14 protein-coding genes are annotated in these 22,569 nt (G+C 51.2%); 6 read left to right on the top strand and 8 right to left on the bottom strand.

The window, feature by feature from the left end:
- Window positions 1–46: 46 nt before the first annotated feature.
- From M0L20_RS06915 to pbpC, 3 genes are all read right to left on the bottom strand, one after another.
- Complete coding sequence (locus M0L20_RS06915) at window positions 47–1,312, bottom strand: BAR domain-containing protein (RefSeq protein ID WP_248476250.1); 1,266 nt, start codon at window positions 1,310–1,312, stop codon at window positions 47–49.
- 181 nt (window positions 1,313–1,493) lie between these two features.
- Complete coding sequence (locus tag M0L20_RS06910) at window positions 1,494–6,959, bottom strand: alpha-2-macroglobulin family protein (RefSeq protein WP_248476249.1); 5,466 nt, start codon at window positions 6,957–6,959, stop codon at window positions 1,494–1,496.
- 146 nt (window positions 6,960–7,105) lie between these two features.
- Window positions 7,106–9,460, bottom strand: a complete 2,355-nt coding sequence (pbpC, locus tag M0L20_RS06905) for a penicillin-binding protein 1C (RefSeq protein ID WP_248476248.1) — start codon at window positions 9,458–9,460, stop codon at window positions 7,106–7,108.
- Between the two features lie 97 nt (window positions 9,461–9,557).
- On the opposite strand from pbpC, the gene M0L20_RS06900 reads away from it, so the two are divergent.
- Window positions 9,558–10,952, top strand: a complete 1,395-nt coding sequence (locus tag M0L20_RS06900; RefSeq protein ID WP_248476247.1) for an MBL fold metallo-hydrolase RNA specificity domain-containing protein — start codon at window positions 9,558–9,560, stop codon at window positions 10,950–10,952.
- A 102-nt stretch (window positions 10,953–11,054) separates the two neighbouring features.
- On the opposite strand, the gene M0L20_RS06895 is transcribed toward M0L20_RS06900, so the two are convergent.
- Entirely contained in the window at window positions 11,055–11,267 is a 213-nt protein-coding gene (locus M0L20_RS06895) for a hypothetical protein (protein WP_232560120.1), read from the bottom strand.
- Between the two features lie 119 nt (window positions 11,268–11,386).
- Here M0L20_RS06895 and M0L20_RS06890 point away from each other — a divergent pair, with 119 nt between their 5' ends.
- The gene (locus tag M0L20_RS06890; protein WP_248476246.1) at window positions 11,387–12,838 is read left to right on the top strand and encodes a BatD family protein; all 1,452 of its coding nucleotides are present in this window, start codon (window positions 11,387–11,389) and stop codon (window positions 12,836–12,838) included.
- A gap of 68 nt (window positions 12,839–12,906) precedes the next feature.
- Window positions 12,907–13,986, top strand: coding sequence for a chorismate synthase (gene aroC / locus M0L20_RS06885; protein ID WP_248476245.1), 1,080 nt, complete (start codon window positions 12,907–12,909; stop codon window positions 13,984–13,986).
- A gap of 5 nt (window positions 13,987–13,991) precedes the next feature.
- Here aroC and M0L20_RS06880 read toward each other — a convergent pair whose 3' ends face one another.
- Window positions 13,992–14,201 carry a hypothetical protein gene (locus tag M0L20_RS06880; protein ID WP_232560117.1) on the bottom strand — a complete coding sequence of 70 codons (210 nt, stop codon included), beginning with the start codon at window positions 14,199–14,201 and terminating at the stop codon, window positions 13,992–13,994.
- 202 nt (window positions 14,202–14,403) lie between these two features.
- Here M0L20_RS06880 and M0L20_RS06875 point away from each other — a divergent pair, with 202 nt between their 5' ends.
- Window positions 14,404–15,315, top strand: a complete 912-nt coding sequence (locus tag M0L20_RS06875; protein WP_248476244.1) for an FAD:protein FMN transferase — start codon at window positions 14,404–14,406, stop codon at window positions 15,313–15,315.
- A gap of 22 nt (window positions 15,316–15,337) precedes the next feature.
- Here M0L20_RS06875 and M0L20_RS06870 read toward each other — a convergent pair whose 3' ends face one another.
- The 3 genes from M0L20_RS06870 to M0L20_RS06860 form a co-directional block, all read right to left on the bottom strand.
- Window positions 15,338–15,802, bottom strand: a complete 465-nt coding sequence (locus tag M0L20_RS06870; RefSeq protein WP_248476243.1) for a PPC domain-containing DNA-binding protein — start codon at window positions 15,800–15,802, stop codon at window positions 15,338–15,340.
- 193 nt (window positions 15,803–15,995) lie between these two features.
- Window positions 15,996–16,199 carry a hypothetical protein gene (locus M0L20_RS06865; protein ID WP_248476242.1) on the bottom strand — a complete coding sequence of 68 codons (204 nt, stop codon included), beginning with the start codon at window positions 16,197–16,199 and terminating at the stop codon, window positions 15,996–15,998.
- A 129-nt stretch (window positions 16,200–16,328) separates the two neighbouring features.
- On the bottom strand, window positions 16,329–17,681 hold the full coding sequence (locus tag M0L20_RS06860) for a Gfo/Idh/MocA family oxidoreductase (protein ID WP_248476241.1): 1,353 nt from the start codon (window positions 17,679–17,681) through the stop codon (window positions 16,329–16,331).
- A 273-nt stretch (window positions 17,682–17,954) separates the two neighbouring features.
- Here M0L20_RS06860 and M0L20_RS06855 point away from each other — a divergent pair, with 273 nt between their 5' ends.
- Together M0L20_RS06855 and M0L20_RS06850 are read left to right on the top strand one after the other, a co-directional pair.
- On the top strand, window positions 17,955–20,972 hold the full coding sequence (locus tag M0L20_RS06855) for a TonB-dependent receptor (RefSeq protein ID WP_248476240.1): 3,018 nt from the start codon (window positions 17,955–17,957) through the stop codon (window positions 20,970–20,972).
- 312 nt (window positions 20,973–21,284) lie between these two features.
- Window positions 21,285–22,565, top strand: coding sequence for an APC family permease (locus M0L20_RS06850; protein ID WP_435531824.1), 1,281 nt, complete (start codon window positions 21,285–21,287; stop codon window positions 22,563–22,565).
- Window positions 22,566–22,569: the final 4 nt, after the last annotated feature.

Below are 22,569 nucleotides of genomic sequence, written 5' to 3'. Positions count from 1 at the left end.
GACTGATCTATTCGACCAGTCCAAATCTTACGCCTAAGATAGCGTTCTATTTTTTAACTTTATCAACCATTTTTTCGATGGCTTCTTCCACATCATCGACGGCACGGTTGGCTTCGCGTTTCACCTTTTTAAAGTCATCTTCGCTTGAGCGCTGTACTTTATAGTACGAATCGGACAGTTGACGACGCTTATCTTCCAGATCTCTAACCCGGTCTTCGCGTGCTTTACGATCTTTCTTGCTTTCGTTTTTCACCTCGGCCTTCGCGTCGTTGAGCTGATCGTCGATCTTGTCCATCTGCTCCGAAATACGATCAGTTAGCTCTTTCCGATCATCGCTGAATTTATCGTTGTTCCGACTGTTCCGGTCATCGCGGTCCCGACGGTCATCCCGATCGTTGGATCGGCTGTCTCGGTCGTTGTACCGGCTGTTTTTATCGTCGCGGTCATCCCGGTCCCGGCGGTTGTCCCGGTCATCGCGGTCCCGACGATCATCTCGATCATTGGATCGGCTGTCTCGGTCATCGCGGTCCCGGTCGTCACGGCGATTGAACAAGTTGGATAAAGCTCCCCGGTTGTCGCGATCATCGTCCCGATCATCCCGGTACGAGTTTCGGTTGTCGCGGTCATTGTCGCGACGGTCGTCGTAGCTATTCCGGTTGTTTCGGTCGTCATAACGCCGGTCATTGTAGCTGTCTCGGTCATCCCGGTCGTTGTTGCGACGCGAGTCCCGATCATCGTAGCGACGGTCGTTGTAGGTTGAGTTGTCGTACCGACCGTGGTTGCTGTTATAATCAGACCGTGAGTTGTAAGAATCGCGGTCGTCGTTATTGTTTCGGTTATTGTACGAGTTACGGTAGTTATCGGAATCCCGGTTGTCTGAGTTACGATCGCGATCATTGTACCGGTCGTTGTAGGAATCGCGGTTGTCGTATGATTGATCGTTGTATCGATTGTTGTACGAATAAGAGTCGCTGCCCGACATACGGCTTGGCCGGTTGCCGCGATTATCTGATGACCGATAGGAATTACGGTAAGAAGCTGATGAGCTGGAGCGGGAGTCGTTGCGGCTCATCTGGTCGTCACGCGAGTTGTTCCGATCCCGACGGCTAAACAAACCACCCTGTTTGTTGTCATCATCGTCGCCGTCGTTGCGTCGCCGTAAATCGCGCGTATCGCTGGTGCGATCTCGTTGCACCATATCCTGCCGACTGTTTTTTGAGTCGCCATATAGCCAATTCTCAAACGATGCGCAGGATGTTAAACTTGTGGTGGCTGCCAGCATGGCCGCTACAACCCATGTTCTTCTTTCCATAACGTTAAGTGTCATTTTGTTGGTAATGCTATAGAAAACGGCTCAAAAAACGTACCATGCCGTTTTTTGAGCCGTAAAGCAAGGAGACAAGAACAAGTGGGGAAGCTATTTCCCTAAAAACTGTGGAGATAAATGAACAATCCACAACCTACAACTACACATAGTATGCTTTATGGACACATCATCGCACTACGACTACCCCTGCACCGTTGTAACTTCTGTACTCGCCGTTATACATAGCATCAGCTGATACAGGGCCTAAGGCAAAACGGCCTTTGGTAACGGCTCTGGCCAGATAATAGAACGTTTGCTTGGTTCCGGACGCCGATGTGTAGAAATTGATCCGGTCATCGCGTAAATCGAAATGGTCAGGCTTAGCCGAGTTTTTGAGCCAGGGCATATCGCGTTGCTCAGTCAGGCGCGGGTTTTCTACTTCCAGACCAGCGGGCAGCAGGTCGGTAATCACTACGTTTTCCACGTTCAGACCGTTTGCGCTGGCAAGTGTAATTTTTACGACCACCAGATCATTCTGACGAATAGTGCTTAGTGAATTGCCATCCCGGTCAAGGTAAGTCCGGCGCACCTGAAGCCCCTTGTCTTCATCTGCAATGGGGCGATTGGCCGGGACGCCTTCACTTTGAGCAAAGTAATAAACGCTACCCAATCCTTTGGCTGTAAGCAGTAACGGCTGGTTCGTTGGTACACGTTTTAAGGTAAGAAACCCGCTGTTCATGGTACCCAGCGATGCACCGCCAGCCGCTAGTGTTGCCGTTGCGGTGCTCGTCGCGGTTTGACGAGCTAGTTTGCCCAACGCCAGAAAAGCAAAGGCGGCTTCCTGGGTGTTAAGGTAGCTGGACTGCCGAAGCGCACTGGACAACTGCCGGGCCAGCGTCGGAATTTGCAGATTACCCCGGTCGGTGTCTACTAATGCGTCAAGTACGAGAGCGAGGTTGCGCAATGGTGACGCATAGCTACCGCCTGTTTGCCGACTGGTCGTATTGTCGGTGTATTGCTTCGGCAACAAAGCTGTGAAACTGCGGGTGTCACCAATCCGGAAATAAGCTGACGCCAACAGGTAACGGCTATCGGGGGTTAGCGAACCGGCGTCTTGTTTGTAGTAATTCATGGCCGAGCGGTTCGGTTTTCCGGCCACCGCCAGCGTATATAACGCGTAGATAGCAGTCCGACTAGCTACTTTCTTTACCGTTCTGCCGCCAGACTCGTCGAAGGTAACCGCATTTTCGGTCGACGGGTTATTCGTGAACGTAGTCAGGTGATCGATAGCCGAACTCAAGATGTAACCGCGTACTTCGTAACCTGCTTCCTGCGCTTCACTCAGAAAATGCACGGCGTAGGCCGTTGCCCACTCATCGATCTCTGTTTGACCCGGCCACATCGAGAAACCACCGTTTGCTGCTTGTAAGCCTTCTACTTTTTGAACGGCCTGTCTGACGTTGGTTGACGGATTCAGATCACTATCACCATTACGAACAAAGTATGTGTTTGGGCCAAACTGTTTTGTCAGGTCGGCGAAGTAAAGTTGCGGAAACGCTTTCGAGATGGTTTGCTCGATACAGCCGTGCGGATAACCGAGCAAGTAGGATAGCTCTTTCCCGTACTGCACTACCGGCGAACGGCTTAACGAAACGCTTGCCTGGGCCGTTCCGGGCAGAAAATCACTTGCTAGTTTCAACGTCGTGGTTTTTCCGCTGGCTACTGCTCCCGACAAGGTTGTTTTTTGCAAAGAAGCCGCTGGCCGAACTGTTACGTCGTTTTTTTCGGTGAACGTTTCGCCCAGGCCATCAACGGTTACTGTTATCGCGCCGGGACCAATTGCTTGTTTCGCCGAGATTCGGAACGTACTACGACTTTCGCGACCGGGTTGAATCGTCAGTTTCCGCGTAGTCAGGCTATCGGCACTAAGCGGGCCGGTTAGGCTAATCCGGGCGGTAACCACAGCGGGCTGTTTGGTCGTGTTACTCAAATTGACGGGCAATTCAATCTGGTCGCCGGGCGTCAGAAAACGAGGTACGCCTGCACTGATCACAATTGGATCGGCTACCTTGATGTTGCTATTTGCTGACCCAAACGCGTTGTCTTTATAAGCGACGGCCATGACTCGTAAATCGCCGGAAAACTGCGGAATATCGATTGTGAACTCGGCTTCGCCATTCAGGCCCGCATCCAGAATGCCGCTCCAAAGCGCAACCAGTTTTACGCGGCCATTGCTGAGCGGATTCACCCGTCGTTCGAGATCGTAGCCGTCGCCCCCCACGCTTGACGATGACCGCAACGAAAGTTCAGGGTAAAGCAAGGCGTACAAGTCGTGGCTGCCTACTTCAAGCGCGCGTTTCTGGTAGTAAAAGCCGTGTGGATCGGGTGTTTTAAAGTTTTTAAGCTGCAAAATTCCTTCATCGACTACGGCTACCGTCACCTGCGCATTACGGGCGGTTTTGATTCGGATCGTCTGCTTCGTTTTCGAACGAGACTGCGCGGCCGCCGTAATCGTTACGGGCAATTTGGTGTCGGCGTCTTCCACGGATAGTGAAGCAAAACCATGCGCTACCGTCAAGGGTAGATTAGCGCCGTCGATGGCCCGAATAAGCGTTGCCGTTACGTACACATTAGGTAAGTGTTCAGCTCCGATAGCAAAGCTCCACTCCGCTGATTTGTTGCTCGTCGTTAGCCAGTGGTGCTCAAGTACCTTGTTCCGCTCAATGGTAACCAGCAGTTTACCGTCGAAGGGCGTCTTGAGCAAGACTTTTGCTTTGTCGCCGGTTTGGTAAATGGGTTTATCGAGCGTCATCAGCACTTGCCCTTCCTGACTAACCTCAAACGAAGAAGCCGAGGTGCTGCCGTAGCCATACGCGTAAAACGTTGTCGCCATGTAGTTCGTCGCATTCCCCGAACCAGCCGCCCGACGGACCCGTATTTCGTATTCGCCCGAAACCGTTGGTACGTAGCGAAATTGGGCTTTTCCCGCCCTAAAAAGTAGGGTGTTGGCGTACACCGTCTTTTCGCGCCGTTTGGTTGTGTACCGAATCTGCTCGTTTTTCTTTTCGATCACGGTCTGATAATCGTAGCGAATCACTTCAACGAGCGCCGAAGCCGACGAGTGCACCGTCCCGGCAGGATCGAGCGCAATCAGATCAGCAGCAACGGGGGCGTTGGTCGCCACGTACCGATCCGGGAGCCGGATGCCGAAAAACGTGTCCTGGGTTAGCACGTCGAAGCGACGGAGCCGGTTGACCGGACGGCCATTTTCGTCAAAAACCGTCACGAACAGTTTGCCTTCGAGCAACCCAATATCCTGGTATAAAGCCGGAAACTGAAAGCGTTCGGTGGCCTGTCCGTTGGCGTTGGTGCGTCCCTGGCGAAGCTCTTTCGGGAACGTCGTCTCGTTTGGAATGGTAAACGAATAGTCCTCAAACCCTTTTGGCGCGAACACTTTCCGCTTTAGTTGCAACTCCATCTCGTAGGCCCGGTCAGAAGCGGGTGGTCCGAACAGGTTCAGCGCGGTTGCAGAAAGCGTCAACGTTTGGCCGGATTTGTAACTGGTTCGATCGGTGAGCAAGTCTACCTTGATGCGGTCCGGTATGAATTCTTCAACGCTGACTGGCTGAGAAGTGAGTAACACATTGTTGGCGTTGAGAACTTCAATCGTGTAACTACCCGTTACAGCCGCCGGGTCGAGTGGAACATCGGTTGTGACGGCACCTTGCTTGTTGGTTGTTTTCCGAAAAACGCGTAATTCGCGACCATTGGGCAGCAGCAGACGGATCAGCACTGGTATCTCGCCAACGCTTTGCCAGGTTTGTGACCGGATGATGGTATTGAAATGAATCGTCTCGCCGGGTCGGTAAATGTCGCGATCGCCGTACACAAAAGCGTCGAAGCCCGATGGGTTATCCCGTTTGCCTTCCACCTCGAAGCGTGATGTTTCGACCTGCGTATCGGGCAAAAACATAAAGTTGAAGTCGCTGTCGGTTGTCCGGGCGGTGATCAGGGCAATCTTGAAGCCGGGCGCTTTTTCGGTTATTTTATCGAACCGGGCGAAACCACTGCCGTCGGTTTTAAGCGTATAAACCGATTGGTTATTGCTACTGATGAGTGTTATGTCCACGCCCTGCAACGGTTCGGCCGTACGAATAGAATTGGCCCAAACCAGTATCTCGTCGTTTGTCTGTCGGGCTACCAGTCCAATGTCGGACACGGACACGAGCTGGCTTGCCCGCATGTAAGCTTCGTCTTTCGAGCCAACCGTTACTAAATACACGCCCCGAAATGGATTCCCATTCGGCTGGGCCGCGTCCGGGAGCGCCAGATTTAAGGCCGATACACCCCGCACCTTTGGTAAATCTGTCGTCTCGATAGTTTTGTTGACCAGCACATCGCTGAGGTCGCCGGGTTCGTCATCGCCGTAATTGAACTGACCGGAGGGTTTCCATTCGCCGTTGGCGTTTGGTGCGTATTCCTCGTAGCGGTTCGAGCGGAGGTAATTGAGGATGTTGTTTTCGTAGACTTTAGCAATCCTGACCTGTACCTTGGGCACGTTCACAATTTGCAGGCCGACATTACGCGCACCGTTCGATGATAGATACAGGGCTTTTCGGTTGGCGAACTGAATACTGGCGGGCATTTTCCCGAAAAACAAATCCCGCGTGACGGGTTCTTCGAGTTTGGTGCCCAGCGTTCCCCGTATCTGATCGGTAAGCGTCAAAACATAGGTGTCAGTTTCGCTGAAATTGCCCCGAATGACAAACCCGTTTTCGGTCAGTTCTGCGGATGTTTCGACTTGCGGCTGGATGGTGTAATACTGGCTAAGCTCACCGGGTTGAAGCTCCTGGGTGGTGATGACACGGACGACGCCCTGCGTATTTTCAAAGCTGGTCTGCACATCGGCAATATCGATCCGGTAGCGGGAGGGAAGCGTGCCCGTAGTCTTGATAACTTCCTTACTGGTGTAAGCCGTGTTTGGTACTTTAACGCCTTTATCCAGTTTTACCGTCAGCGGCTGCTCGTTCTTCAGGGCCGGGGCATCGGCTAGTGTTACAGCGACATTGCTCTGCGTTTCACTGGGCGAAACCTGCGCGGCTAGTTTTTTCTCGTCGGCCAGGACGGTTAACTTCCCCGCTACCTCAGCGGCACTAACAGCGTAGTTGAAGTTGAGTCGGGTTTTCGCTACCGGCTGGCCCGTCTCCCGCGATTTTGCCCACCAGCTTTCGGTACTGGTCAAGTGCAGATACGGCGTGTGGAACGTGATCTCATCGCCCGAAATGGCCAGGTCTTTTTTGTCCGACCGTTTCAGCAGATCGTCGGTTAATTCGGCGCGGTAATCCGTTGCAGGATCGAAGGCGGCAGCGGGTGAAAAAACCAGCTCATTCGGACTTGTCCATTTAAACTTGCCCCGAACGGCGGGTATAAAGCGAACGTATTGCGTCGAATCCCATTGGTCGAGTTGATTCGTTGGCCCGATGTTTTTGTTAAAGGAAAAGGTAAGGTTCTGCGTTTGCTGTACCTCGTCGTCAAAGTTGCGACCTACAACCGTAACTTCATTGAACGGTAACCGGGAGCAGTTGATGAGAAAAAAAACGAGAATAAATACGGGGAAAAGTAATCGGCTAAAACGTAGAATCCGGGAACGCATTTTCGTGACTATAGCGGTGAGAGATCGAATGTAGACGAAAAATTCTACTCAAAATTGTGGAGCCGATCAATTTAGAATGAATGACTTATTGAGCGGTTGTCAACGAACGAAAGTCCGTAGGATACTCGTAGTAATTGTCTGGTATGCTACTCATTTCTGATGATTACGCGTAAGTCGCTATAGCGCCCTTTATCGTCCGCGCAGGAAATTTTTAACGAGCCGGGGCGTGGTCTGAAAAAGACGGCTTCGGTGGGCGACGACTTTCGGTACAACTTGTCATTCAGATACCAGAATACCGTCTGTACGTCGTTGGGTGCCTGGCAGCTTAATTCCAGATCAGCTGGTTGCTTTGGATTGATGAAATACTCGCTGCCATCGTTCAGGCTGATTATCTGAGGTCCCGCACTCTTTAGAGCTGTCGAGCCAAAAACACGTTCGCAGTTTGGGTTATGCGGGGGCACTTTCTCAAAGGGAATGTGCTTGCTTTGGTAGAAAGCGATCACGTCCGGCGATAAGTTCGGGTAAGATCGGCGGATGGCACCGCTGTCGGGTTTACAATGGGCGCAGTACGACAAGGTACCTGCCGCGTTGGTAAAAACCGCTTTTTGGTGTTGGCAACGCCGGTAACGCGACACGCCCATAATGAAATAATCCGTTACGTGACTAGTGCAAAACTCGCCCGGAACATCACCCGTTTCGGGGCAAATAAGCCGAGTTGATAAACTATTACCCGGTTTAGAAAACCAGCCTTTAGGCGAGTTATAATCCAACGTGTTGAATAACTGAAAGAGCAACGGTGTAGCGGTATTGGCCCCGCTGAGTTCGGCGGCACCCACACCCGAAAAATTACCGACCCATACGCCAATCGTGTACCGCTGATTATAGCCAATACTCCACGCATCGCGCCGACCGTACGAGGTTCCTGTTTTCCAGGCAATGCGCGGCAAGTGATAACTGTTGTCAAAATTGTTCGGTAAATCCGGGCGGGTGATTTGGGTGAGCGTATTGGTGATAAGATAGGACGCTTCCTGCGAAAGAAGTTTTGTGTTCCGCCGAGTTGGCGAATCATTACCCGTAAATCGCAGTTCGCCCATGACTCCGCCATTGGCAAATCCGGCGTAGAGTCGCGTCATTTCTTCCAACGTGACCCCGCAGCCGCCCAGAATGGTGGAAAGCCCTAAATCTTTGGCTTGTTTACGGATGGTTGTGAAGCCTGCCTTGCGTAAGCTTGACACCAGCGTTGGCGTACCAAGTTCGTTCAGTAAAGCAACCGCCGGAATGTTGAGCGAGTTAGCCAGGGCAAATTCTGCCGTTACCGGACCGTTGAATTTGCGGTCGTAATTGTCTGGTTCGTAGCCACCAAAATTTGTGGGAACATCGTTTAATTTTGTTTTGGGAGTGGTAAGGCCCGCGTCGAATGCCAATCCGTAGAGGAGTGGTTTCAAAGCGCTTCCCGGTGAACGCACCGCTCGCACACCATCCACTTGTCCGCCGTCAAAAGCATTGCCAAAGTCGGAGGAACCTACATAAGCAACTACCTCCTGCGTTCGGTTATCCACAATCAATACCGCTGCGTTGTGGATATTGTAAGCGCGCGTTCGATTTACATAGTTTCTCACCAACTGCTCAGTAGTGGCCTGCATCGCCGGACTGATCGATGCCTGAATGATCGGTACACTGGGATTTTCGCTTCGCAGTCGTCCGGAAAGGTGGGGTGCTAACTGCGGGGCCGCGCGTCGATAAGCGGTAAGGGGTTCGTCCAGGGCATCTGCAATGGCTGTTTCATCGAAGAGTTTACTAGCTCGGAAGCGGGCTAGCCAACGGTTTCTTTCCTCAATGATCAGTGCATTGTTCACCTCCAGCCTTAGGCTCGACGGGCGGTTCGGTATAATGGTCAGCGTGGTCAGCTCGGCCAGGCTCAATAGCTTCGGTGGTTTGCCAAAGTACAGCAACGACGCCGATTTTAAACCTTCAATGTTGCTGCCGTACGGAACCAGGTTCAAATACAATTGCAGGATCTCATCTTTCGAGTAATGAAGTTCCAGTTGAATCGCCTGAAACAGTTCGATGAGCTTGCTGCCGTACGTGCGTTGGCGGGGGTGAAGGAGCCGGACCGTTTGCATCGTAATCGTTGACGCTCCTGACGTTCGGCGGCCTGATAGCAGGTTTCGACCGGCGGCCCGCACCATTGCTACAGGATTAAAACCAATATGATAGCGGAAGTATTTGTCTTCCTTGAACAAAATAGCGTCGCGGAGAGTAGGAGTAATCTCGGGAAGTTCGGCGTACATCCGCCATTTGTCGTCGCGGCTAAGAAACGCGTGAAGAATGGTTCCGTCGCGTGCTGTGATCAGTGTCGAGTAGGAAACAGCCGTTTTTACGGGAAACAGCAGATCCAGCATCAGAAAGAGCAATGTCGCAGTAAGAACTAGCTTAACGGCAAGCGGCTTCCAGACTCGTCTGGCAATGCGTTGACTGCTTTCCCATAGTACTGTACTCATTACGGTGTCTGGTGGTGTCTTACTGCTGACTATACGTAGTTACTAAACGCAAAAGTCTATCAAATCCTATAACCAACGACAACCGTACGTTAAAACAATGACAATTCAGTTTTTCGGAGCAGCCCGCACCGTAACGGGTAGTAAACACCTGATCACTACAGCTAGCGGCACCCAGATTTTGCTTGACTGCGGATTATTTCAAGGCATCAATACCGACGAACTTAACCAGCAGTTTGGCTTCGATCCCGCCAACGTTGATTACATGGTATTATCGCACGCCCACATCGACCATACCGGACTGATTCCCCGACTTGTGCGACAAGGGTTCACCGGCCCTATTTACACCACATCGGCTACTATTGATCTCTGCGAAGTAATGCTTATGGACAGTGCCCGTATTCAGGAGCGCGATCTCGAGCGGGTGAACAGACGACGGCAGCACCGAGGTCAGCCCGATCTGGAAGCGCTTTATGATGAAGACGACGTTCAGAAAGCCCTCGGGCAGATGCAACCGGTGGAGTACAACAAGCCGTTTGCAATAGGCAATGAAGTAACCGGATTGTTGACCGATGCCGCACATCTGCTGGGTAGCGCGTCGATTAGCCTGACGATTCGGGAGAAGGGTGCCGAAAAACGGTTGTTTTTCAGTGGTGACATTGGTCGACCCGACGACAAGATTTTACGATTCCCCGACAAGTTTCCGCAGGCTGATTACATTATCTGCGAATCAACATACGGCGACCGACTCCACGAAGCCGAACCCGACATGAAAGCGCATCTGTTACGCATTGTGCAGCAAACCTGCGTTCAGGAGCGGGGCAAACTTCTTATTCCTGCCTTCGCCGTTGACCGGACGCAGGAATTGATCTACGCGCTGGATCAACTGTCGAGCGAAGGTCATTTGCCAAAAATACCGGTATACATAGACAGCCCGATGTCCGTAAAAGCCACCGATATTATGCGGGATCACGAAGAAGACTTCAACCCCGAAATTCTGGCGTATATCAAAAAAGACGGCGATGCGTTCTGCTTCCCTAACTTGCGTTACGTGTCCGATGTAGAGGAATCAAAAGCGATCAACAACAGCCAGGAGCCGTGTATTATTATCGCACCATCGGGCATGGCGGAAGCTGGTCGTATCAAGCATCACATCAAAAACAACGTCGAGAAGCCGAATACGACTATTTTGCTGGTTGGGTACGCGTCACCGAACAGTCTGGGCGGTGCGCTCAAGCGGGGTGACAAAGAAGTAACCATCTTTGGAGAACGCTATCATGTAGCTGCCAGAGTTGAGATTATGGACTCGTTCTCGGCTCACGGTGATTACCGCGAAATGCTTCAATTCTTAAGTTGTCAGGACCCCGCTCGCGTTAAAACCGTATTTCTGGTTCATGGAGAATACGACAAGCAAGTAGTCTGGAAAGAAAAATTAGAAGGGGCTGGTTTCCGTACGGTTCGAATCCCTGATATGCGGGAACAGGTCACGTTGTAAATAGTGCTACGGGCCGCTTCGCTGCTTTTTGGTATAAATAAAATAATCCCCCGGTTTTTGTAAAGCCGGGGGATTATTTTTGTAGTGGCGTTCGTGCAGTCGTCAAGTAAATCGTACTCGTGGCACCCGCGCAAAGCAGCGGTTCAGCACGACACGATACATTTTACCGAATTGTGCGTAACACCAGCGTCTGAGTTGCTTTACTTCTTTAGGAATGAGCATTTTAATGGCTTTCGCCAACTCTTTTTCAAATAATCCTCTGTCAAAGCTTACCTTTTGAAGGATCGTTTTGATATACTCTAGCATTGAAAGCATAGTATCTCATTTTTTGGTTAAAGAAGCTTACAGATACTGAAAGATAGTAGTTAGTTCGTTCTGATGAAGTACCTAAATCTGTAACGGCGTTCTTTATAAATTGTTGCTCAAAAATAACAATGTTTATAGAAATATTCCTAAAATATTTTGTATTATTTTATTTAATTTCTGCCGTTACTTTTGGGCAAGCGATTGATAATGACATTACTATTGAGCTAGGGCAAACTAATTTTCCGATTGAGCGGCCCTTTACAATATCCATTATTATTCCTAACAGTGATTCACGTCCTTCTGTTCTATTTCCTGACATTCCGGGGTTCACAAAAAAAGGTACATCGGCCAGCGTAACACCCAGTGAAATTGGGGGTAAAACAATCACGAATCAGGTCATCACGCAGAACTATCAGGCTCGTGCTCCCGGTCGTTTTCGCATTCCTCCCTTTAGCATAGAAGTCAATGACGAAACGGTACAATCCGAAGGGACCATCGTCGTGGTTCGGCCTTCAGGTGTGGCGTCTGGTCCGGTTACATCGACGGCTGTTACGCTGGCTATCCCATCCAGTGGAGCGGCTTTTCTATCGCTGAGAGCGTCGAAAGCTACCTTGTACGCTGGTGAGGATGTCGCCTTGACCCTGTCGTTCTTTATTGCTGACAATTACCCGTATCGACTCCAGTTCAGAGCACTCGACAAGCAGTTGCAGACGATCACTAAAAAAATCCGTCCGGCCAATGCATGGGAGGAAAGCGTTGGCATCACGGAGTTGAATCCGGTACCTGTATTGGTGGGAGGAAAAAAATTCCGGGAGTACCGCTTGTATCAATCCGTCTTTTTTCCGCTGGCAAACCGTACCCTGCAATTACCGGCAGTGACCTTGTGGATGGAAAAGGAACGACCCATTATCGGTCCACCATCGGCTAAACCCGAAACGATCACGTTTACCAGTAAGCCTATCACCATTGCCGTCCGACCGCTTCCGGCTCATCCGTTGCGCGGCCGTGTCCCGGTTGGTACGTTTCGGCTGGAAGAAAACCTCGAACGGCAACGGGTGCGCGTGGGGCAAAGCATTCGCTACACCTTTACGGTAACGGGAGAGGGCAACATCGCGACCCTTCCCGCTCCGGCCACACTGAACGATACCACCGCCGTTGACATATTTCCGCCCAAAGAGCGACACACCATCGAAAACAACGGTACGCAGGTGACGGGCCGCAAGTTATTTACGTACTTCATCGTTCCTCATCAGGACGGTTCTATTCCGCTGGTTAACCGTTTTCAGTGGATATACTTCAATCCGCATACCGCGCGTTACGATACCCTTCGTCCTCGGGCGCAGCTACAGGTCGGCGGAAAAGGAGCCGGCTTATTGGCCAACGCAACAGTACAGGCCGCTTTATCGGGTACTACCGGTGAGGTTGTACCAGCAACAACCGGCAACTCGTTGTACAGCGGGATCGAAGCAATAGACAGTACCCAGCAATCGATGAGTGTTCCGGCTTTAATCCGGTCAATTGCCAATGTGTTGATTGTAATAATGTTATTAGGAGTCATCTTTGTATTCTTTAAGAAATAAACGAATGGATCAATAACTGGTCGTTGACGATCTGTTTAAACGCCCACGACTAGTCTCCATAAGCAAGCATGAGCAGTACGTACGGAACACTATTCAAAATTTCTACCTTCGGCGAATCACACGGTCCCGGCATTGGCGTTGTTATCGATGGCTGTCCAGCCGGGCTGTCTTTTGATACGGATTTTATTCAACACGAATTAGACCGTCGTAAACCGGGACAGTCCAGAATCACTACCCAACGGCGGGAAGCCGATGAGTTTGACGTGCTGTCGGGTGTGTTTGAGGGAAAAACGCAGGGGACACCAATCGCACTGCTTATTCGCAATACCGATCAGCGGAGTAAAGACTATGGACACATCGCCGAGCAGTTCCGGCCTTCTCACGCCGATTATACCTATCAGACGAAGTACGGTTCCCGCGATTACCGGGGCGGTGGTCGGTCTTCAGCGCGCGAAACAGCCGCGCGGGTGGCTGCTGGTGCCATCGCAAAACTGCTACTAAAGGAACTGGGTGTTCAGGTTCAAGCTTATGTGTCGCAGGTTGGTGCGCTCAAACTCGATAAGCCCTACTCGGAATTAACGCTGGCGTTGGCGGAAGAAAACCCGGTTCGTTGCCCCGATCCTGAAACGGCAGAACGCATGTTTCAATACATCGACGAGACGCGTAAGCAGGGCGATTCAATTGGTGGCGTGGTTGACTGCGTCGTTACGGGGGTTCCGGCTGGCTGGGGCGAACCCGTTTTCGATAAACTGCACGCCGAACTAGGCAAAGCGATGCTTAGTATCAATGCCGTCAAAGGGTTTGAATACGGAAGCGGCTTTGCCGGAGTTGAACTGTACGGCTCCCAGCACAACGACGAATTTTACACCGATGAGCAGGGACGTGTTCGGACAAAAACAAATCTGTCGGGTGGTATTCAGGGAGGAATCAGCAACGGAGAGGCTATTTATTTCCGGACGGCGTTTAAACCCGTAGCTACCATCATGCAGGACCAGGAAAGCGTGGACGTGCATGGTCAGTCGGTAACGGTTTCCGGAAAAGGGCGGCACGACCCATGCGTAGTACCCCGCGCTGTGCCCATCGTAGAAGCAATGGCTGCGCTGGTGCTGGCCGACATGTATCTGCGTGACAAAGCGGTACGGCTGTAGCCCGTTTATCGCTTACTTTTGTTTAGAACGGCCTGCATAATAACGAAACCCAGGAAGCCGAAGCCAATAGCCTGCCCGATGATGCCCAAACTGAGCAAGGTGTCGGCGGTATCGGAATGCGTACGTCTGGCCCAGGCACCAGCCAATAGCAGCACTATACCGGTTAGCCAGAAACCAGCGGCCAGTAAAACGAATTTGTTTTTGATCGTGACCATAAGACAAGGGATAAGCTGTTTACCTAAAACTCAATTTCAGATAAACAGCTTTGTTCAGTTCGTAAAAGTACAGCATAAGCGCTCTTTTCTGTTTAATACAAAGACACATTGGAGGCTGTTTTCGCTGGTCGTGTGGTTGTTGCTACCTCTGTCAGGAAATGCTCAGACCCGGCTACAGCGGTTCTCGTTTACTCGGGGCCTGATGGGCACGGAATTCAACGTCATATTTTACGCACCGGATAGCGCAGTTGCTTATCAGGCCAATCGGGCTGTTTCGGTCCGAATGGATACGTTGAATGCGATCATGAGCGATTATCTGGACGGTTCAGAAATAAACCGGTTGTCGGCAACCAGCGGTTCGGGTAAGTGGATAACGGTGTCCGCCGATTTATTTCATGTCTTGCAGAAAGCGCAATCCATAGCCCAGCTTTCGCACGGACGTTACGATCCGACGGTTGGGCCGTTGTCGTTGTTATGGCGGAGAGCCGTCCGGCGCAAGGAATTTCCTACGGCTAGCCAGCGACGCAAGGCCAGACGGGCCGTTGGGTATCGGCTGATGAAACTGGATCGGACCAATCAAACCGTAAAACTTCGGCGGTCGGGGATGCGGCTGGATGTTGGCGGCATTGGGCAGGGATTTGCCATTGACGAAGCGCTCACGGTACTGCATCAATTCGGAATCCGCTCGGCTCTACTCGACATTGGAGGAGACATCCTTGTAAGCGATGCACCGCCCGACCATCCGGCGGGATGGCGGGTAAGCCTCGGTTCTGGCAAAGCAGGCAGTTCAGATACGGCTACTGTTTTACTGAAAAATGCGGCTATAACGACATCGGGTGATACATACCGCTTTCTGGAACACAAAGGCCGACGTTACTCGCACATCATGAACCCACGCTCCGGGTTAGGGCTGCACCACTTCGTGCAAGCTACCGTACTCGCTCCGGATGGCTATCATGCCGATGCACTGACGAAAGTATTCAGCGTGGCTGGCTTACGGAAAAGTCGGCGGTTACTCAAGCGCTTTCCGGGAGCCGAACTACTCTTTCTCGAAAACAAAACCGGCAAACTGCACGCATGGAAATCGGCTGGTTTCAAGAGAATTCTTCCCTAGCACAAACGATAGGACTTACTTTCTACAAGCGCAGTACAGCCGCGCCGGTCGTCTGATCGACCTCACGTTCCAGCCGTTTTTTGTGGACGGTGATTGTAATTTCTACCGACCCGGTGCCAACTTCAAGCGCCAGGATATGACCACCAAAAGCGTTGAAGTTTTTATCCGTAACGACGCCATGTACATGCAAGGCGGGCTTGTCGTCCTTCCAGGCAATGCTACCGGTCATGCTGGCCATTTCTGTGTCTCGCATGGATTTGGGATCGTAGTCTTTCTTCTCGGCGTTCCAAAATCCGAAGGTTGGGTGAACAAAGCCAAAGCCGCTGAAGCTGGCGCTGGGAATCTTTTCGTTCACCGCTAACTGCTCCAGTTCGTAAAGAACGTTGTCGCCTTGTCGTAGGACCATTACATAGCCGGTTGGCGTAGACATGTATTTGGGACTTACGGCATGAGCGGGCGTTGACTGCTGTTGAACCGGTGGAAGCATACCGAAGCTGTTTTAAGGCCAGTGCCAGAAAGAAGGAGTTGAACATAGCTGTTAAGTCGGTTATCCTACAGCTATAACCATTATTTTGGCACAATTGGCCCTCTGCTAGCAGCCTTTACCCTGGTCAGCGCGTGAAATGGCTGGCCTGGTATTGGTTATGGCCGTTGATAATCAGCGTTGAAAGGCCAATGGCTTATCGACTTAACCAGTCGCGTAAACTAACGATGCGTTGTCCAAGGCAACTGTAATAGACAGCCAGCAAGACATTGATAAATATGCCGCTGAATAGAATGGAAAAGAAGCCTTTCGAATGCGTTGTGTTAAACAGCAGGATGACCGTGATTCCCCAAATAACGACCATGAGAATCGTGACGATACGCTTTTTTACCGTAATCATAGTTACCTGACCGAACGGAGTGAAATCTTGGAAGAACAGCCAGGCCGCTTTTAGACAGTCTGGCTGTTTACGGTTGGGCAATCGCTAGTCCGGCAAGTCAGACCAGCGATTGATTAACAATGGAGTTAGTTAAACGGCTATCGTTTTACCAGGTACAGCTATTGGGTAGAAACCGTCTTTGTCTGGCAGGCTCTTAGGCATAGCGTCCCAGGCGAGGGTAGTCGGGAAGAGATCAATCTGGGAATTTAACGCTTCGTCCCACTTCACCACTTTACCGGAGTAAGTCGCCATTCGGCCCATAATGGCTGTCATAGTACTTTTCGCCACCCGTTCGGCATCGGCAAATTTGTAGTCGCCTTTGGCAATGGCAGCAAACAGCTCGTCATGTTCAATCTGGTACGGATTGCCATCCGCTTTGGCGTCATACGTATGGATAGGCTGACCGTTATAACCCATCAAGGCGCTGGTTCTTTTCTCCATCCCTTCAACTTTACCTTTGGTGCCCAGGAACATTTCGTCTACCCGGCTGAAGGTGCCTTCGTAGTGTCGGCATTGGCTATTGATGGTTGTACCATCGGCGTAAACAAAGTCAACAATATGATGGTCAAAGATTTCGCCATCTTCTTTGCTTGTCCGAACCTGACGTCCGCCCGTTCCCTGACAAGACACGGGATAACTGTTTTTGACCCAGTTGGCTACGTCGATGTTGTGGACGTGCTGCTCGTTGATATGATCACCGCACAGCCAGTTGAAGTAGTACCAGTTGCGCATCTGATACTCCATTTCGGTTTGGTTGGGCTTACGTGGCTTGTGCCAGACCCCACCGCTGATCCAGTAAACCTGTCCACCCACAATGTCGCCGAGTGCGCCGTCGTGAATCCGCTTGATCATCTCGCGGTAGCTAGGCTGGTAACGCCGTTGGAGTCCAACGACTACGTTCAGTTTTTTCCGTTTCGCTTCTTCCGCAGCAGCCAGTACTCGCCGGATGCCCGGTGCATCGGTAGCCACCGGTTTTTCCATAAACACGTGCTTACCCTGACGAACGGCTTCTTCGAAATGACTTGGCCGAAAGCCCGGTGGCGTAGCCAGAATAACGACATCGGCTAACGGGATGGCTTGCTTGTAAGCGTCGAATCCGACAAATTTACGGTCCTCTGGTATGTCTACTTTAGGCGTTCCGTCGGCGGCTTTGGCTCCGCGCTCGGTCAGCGCTTTATAGGCATCGTCCACCCGGTCGCGGAAGGCGTCGGCTAGTGCCACAATTTTAACGTTTTGCTTCGTGCTTAAGGCTTGCTGAGCGGCCCCGGTGCCCCGTCCGCCACAGCCTATCAATGCTACTTTTATGGTGTCGTTTGCCGAAGTATGGTAGCCATAGCCAGCCATCTCGGCTTGTGCACCAAATGGCAAACCGCCCAGTAGCGCACTGCCTGTCAATAGCCCGGACGTTTTAAGGAAATCGCGTCGGTTCGATTCGTTCGTCATTGGAGTAAGAAGTTCGGTTGAAAAATGGAACGCTTATTACTAAAGGTAGCTGGTATTTAGATTTACTAGTTCGTTTTCCGAAACCTTAACGCGAACAAGCTAAAGCTGTCAGTGACAGGGATGTTTCTCGGGTTTTAGCGCATAGGTAACAAGGCTATTTTCTGAAAAAAATTTATTCAATAACAAGATTTTTTTGTACGGAGAGAAGAGTTATCCGTATGTTTAGAGGAGAAGAGAAAGCGTCTATAAACAACCTTTTTTTATTGACTATCTATGCATAAATCCACTACGTATTCACTAATTCATGTGTTCTTTTTGTGTCTGCTGACCACAGCGGCTATGGCCCAAACGCGCATTGCGGGGACGGTAACCGCAGCAGAGACAAAAGAGCCACTAGCCGGTATTAGCATTGCCGTTAAGGGTAAGGTAATCGGCACAATAACCGACCAGAAAGGAAACTTTTCGTTAACCACCAACACGCCTACGCCTTTCACAATCGCTGTTTCAGCCGTAGGTTTTCAGGCGCAGGAATTGGTCATCACCGGCAGCCGCTCGGACATAACCGTAAGTCTGAAAGAGCAGGTCACGATCGGCCAGGAAGTAGTTGTGTCGGCATCGCGGGTCGAGGAAAGCGTACTTAAATCGCCGGTATCAGTAGAGCGGCTGGATATTCGATCGTTTCAAGCCACGCCGTCGGCTTCATTTTACGACGCGCTACAAAACATCAAGGGGGTCGATATGGCTACGCAGAGTCTGACCTTCAAATCGGTCAACGTGCGCGGCTTTGGTGCGAACGGCAATACCCGTGTCGTGCAAATGCTCGATGGGATGGACAATCAGGCACCAGGCTTGAACTTCTCGGTGGGTAATATCGCCGGGGTCTCTGAATTGGATCTGGAAAGCGTTGAGTTACTGCCCGGTGCGGCATCAGCCCTTTACGGTCCAAACGCCGTTAACGGTTTGCTTTTGATGACCTCTAAAAATCCGTTTCAGTATCAGGGACTCAGTGCGTATGTTAAAGGGGGTGTGATGAATGCCAGCAATCGTTCGACCGCAACGACGCCTTTTTACGATGCGGCTTTCCGCTACGCGAAGGCGTTCAATAACCGATTGGCGTTTAAGGTCGGGGTTTCTTATCTGTCGGCTAAAGACTGGCAGGCTACCGACTACCGTGATCAAAGCTTCTCGAATAATTATAATCTGCAAACCGGCAATCGGGCGAATAACCCAGGCTATGACGGCATCAACATTTACGGTGATGCGAGTGCTAACCTGTACTCAAACCTGTTCGCCAACGGACAACCTGGAACGGGCGCCAACGGCTCATCGCAGGTACTGGGATTGATTGCGACCACCCAGATTCCACAGGCGGGTAATCAAACGTTACCGCAGCTAACCGGGTTGACCCCACAGCAGCTTTTCAATGCGATTATTCCCAACCTGAACATTTCGCGGACGGGTTATTTGGAAAACGAGCTTGTCGACTACAATGTCAATAACCTCAAACTGAATGGCGCATTGCACTACCGGCTAAACGAAAATGTCGAAGCAATTGTACAGGCCAACTGGGGTACGGGTACGACGGTGTACACAGGAGCTGACCGGTATTACATCAAAGGATTCAAACTTGGTCAATATAAACTCGAACTGAAAGGGTCTAATTTCTTTGTACGAGCGTATACGACGCAGGAGCGTTCGGGCGACGCGTACGCAACGGGGATACTGGGTCAGGGAATCAACGAGTACTGGAGCGGTAGTGCCGCCAAATGGTTTCCGACGTTCTTCGGAACGTATACGCAAACCGCGTTTCAGGGATACGCAGGAGCGCTTTTACAGGCTCTTAGCAGTGGGCAGAATCAGGCCGCTGCCGTAGCCGCAGCGCAGGGCTACGCAGCCAGTCAACAAACGAACTGGTTGAACGTCGCGCGCGGCACGGCTGATCAGGGTCGGTTGATGCCGGGTACCGCTGGCTTCCAACAGGCGTTTGATGCCGTATCTGGAAAACCGATTCCGGGGGATGCGCAGGGCGTGGGCGCGCGCTTTCTCGACAAAACCAATCTTTACCACGGTGAGGCCATGTACAATTTCAACAAAGTAATCGATCCAAAACTGGTCGAACTGATCGTTGGTGGTAATGTCCGGCGGTATGCTTTGAATTCGGAAGGTACCTTGTTCGCTCGCGACGAGAACGGCAAAGAATTTACGATTGATGAATACGGTGCTTACGCGCAGGCGTCGAAAACGTTGGCTGATGTATTGAAGCTAACCGGTTCCTTGCGTTACGACAAAAACCAGAATTTCAAAGCGCAGATAAGCCCCCGTCTATCGGCGGTACTGACCTTAGCGAAGGTGCATAACGTTCGGGCGTCGTTCCAACGCGGTTTCCGTATTCCAACAACGCAGGACCAGTATATCGATCTGAACACACCTTCGGCTCACTTGATCGGTGGTTTGCCTTTGTTCAAGCAACGGTATAATTTCAGCGGCAGTCCGGTGTATACGCTTCAGTCAGTACAAGCTTTTGGAGCCGCCTTGCAGACGGGTGGAGCCGCTGCTTTGCCACAAGCCCTTGCCTTACTAAGACCAGCCGCTGATCCGGGTTATGATCCCGAACGTGTAGAAACCTACGAAGTCGGCTATAAGGGACTGCTCGGAAATAAGTTATTTATCGACGCCTATTATTACTATAACCGATTTCTGAACTTGTTGGGTACGCAAACGGTCGTACAGGGTGTGCAGCCCGTTTCGCTCACCAATCCGGCCACGGCCTTGCAACTCATCAGTGCGTCAACGCGTAACGTTTATTTCTACCCGGTCAACTCAAGCACTCAGCTGAAAAATGCAGGCTGGGCGATTGGTCTGGATTACCTGTTACCCGGTAACTATACGGTTGGTGCTAACGTAGCGTCGAACTACTTGATTGACCGGGATAAGCTGCCAGCGGGTTTCGTGACGCAGTTCAACACACCTAAATATCGGTACAACCTATCGATTGGCAATCGGAATGTTGCTGGTAGCGGTTTTGGCTTCAACGTCGTTTGGCGGGCTCAGGATTCCTTTTTATGGGAAGCTAGCTTTGCTAATGCAGAGGCTACGGCTCGTCAGCAGACCATTATTCCCGCCTATAGCACGCTGGATGCGCAGATCAGCAAAAAAATACCGGGAGTTAAATCCATTCTAAAAGTCGGCGGTACCAACTTGCTGGGTAAACTTTATACGCAGTCCTGGGGTAACCCCAGCGTGGGATCAATGTACTACATCAGTTTGTCCTTCGATCAACTGATGAACTAAGCAGACCCGTAGCTTTAAGAAAAACGTCGTTACGAGCTGTCTTGTGACGACGTTTTTCGTTTGCAACCAATCGACGGGCCTTCGTATTTCCAGCGGGTTATAGACTAAGCCGTCAAAATGAAAAGCAGAATCGAACTTTTACGCGTAAAATGACCGTTGCCTGATCATTTGGTAGGTCACTCTGATTTTCCTTTTACGCTATTGATTGATTCTACATCTTCCAGCTCCTCAGAGCCGTCTAATCCGTCCAGACTGGATACTGACTCCGCATTACCACGGCGGCTTACGTTGCTTCAGGGCACAGCGCTAAACATGATTGATATGGTCGGTATCGGACCATTCGTTGTGTTGCCATTGGTCATAAAAACCCTCGGCGGACCGCAGTTTATGTGGGCGTGGGTGCTAGGTGCGCTCGTTTCGGTCGTTGATGCCTTTGTCTGGGCCGAACTGGGAGCGGCCTTTCCCAAGGCAGGCGGAAGCTATAATTTTTTAAAGATTTCGTACGGAGAACAGCGCTGGGGTCGTCTACTGGCTTTTCTGTACGTCTGGCAGACCATGATCCAGGCTCCGCTGGTGATGGCTTCGGGCGCTATCGGTTTTTCGCAGTACATGTCGTACCTGATACCGCTGGACGAATGGCAGCGTAAAGCGGTATCGGGCGGAGTTGTGCTGGTCATTATCATCCTGTTATACCGAAAAATTGACTCGATTGGTAAGATTGGGTTGGTTATGTGGGGGGCGGTGTTGTTGACGCTGGGCTGGATTATTGTTGGCGGTTTAAGCAACGCCCGCATTCCGCTGACGGAAACATTAAGTTCAATGGGCTCGGTGAGTGGTGGATTAATAGCCGCTGGTCTTGGGCAAGCATCGGTCAAAACGATCTACTGTTACTTGGGTTACTACAATGTTTGTCACCTTGGTGGAGAGATTCAAAAGCCAACGCGCAACATTCCCACCAGTATGTTTATTTCTATCGCGGGTATTGCGGGACTTTATTTGTTGATGAACCTGAGCGTGGTGAGTGTCGTGCCCTGGCAGGAGGCTCAAAACAGTGACTTTATCGTCAGCACGTTTGTCGAAACGCTTTACGGTCCGGCAGCTGCTAAGCTGGCAACCGTTCTGGTTTTGCTGGTTGCTTTTTCTTCGTTGTTTGCCGTCTTGCTGGGCTATTCGCGGGTGCCGTACGCAGCTGCCGCCGATGGGCAGTTCTTTCCGATTTTCGCACGGTTGCACCCGACGCGCCAGTTTCCGTATATCTCGCTATTGTTCTTAGGGGGTGTCGGCTTTGTGTTTAGCTTACTATTCCGGCTGGGCGATGTGATTACGGCTATTTTAGCGATGCGGATCGTTGTGCAATTTGTCGGGCAGGCCGTTGGCTTGCTGTTGCTTCACCGCCGACGAGCCATCCGTGAATTTCCTTTCCGAATGCCGCTATACCCGCTACCCGTGCTGTTAGCGATTACCGTATGGCTGTTCATCTTCTTTTCGACCGGACTGACGTTCATGCTTTCCGGCTTAACCGTCATTGGCCTGGGTATCGTCGCCTTCCTTGTATCAGCTGGTGTACGTCAGCAATGGCCGTTCGGTAAGTGAGGCA

This window comes from Spirosoma liriopis, assembly GCF_023196085.1.
In the GTDB taxonomy this organism is placed as follows: domain Bacteria; phylum Bacteroidota; class Bacteroidia; order Cytophagales; family Spirosomataceae; genus Spirosoma; species Spirosoma oryzicola.
This window is presented reverse-complemented; position numbering and strand designations above follow the sequence as displayed.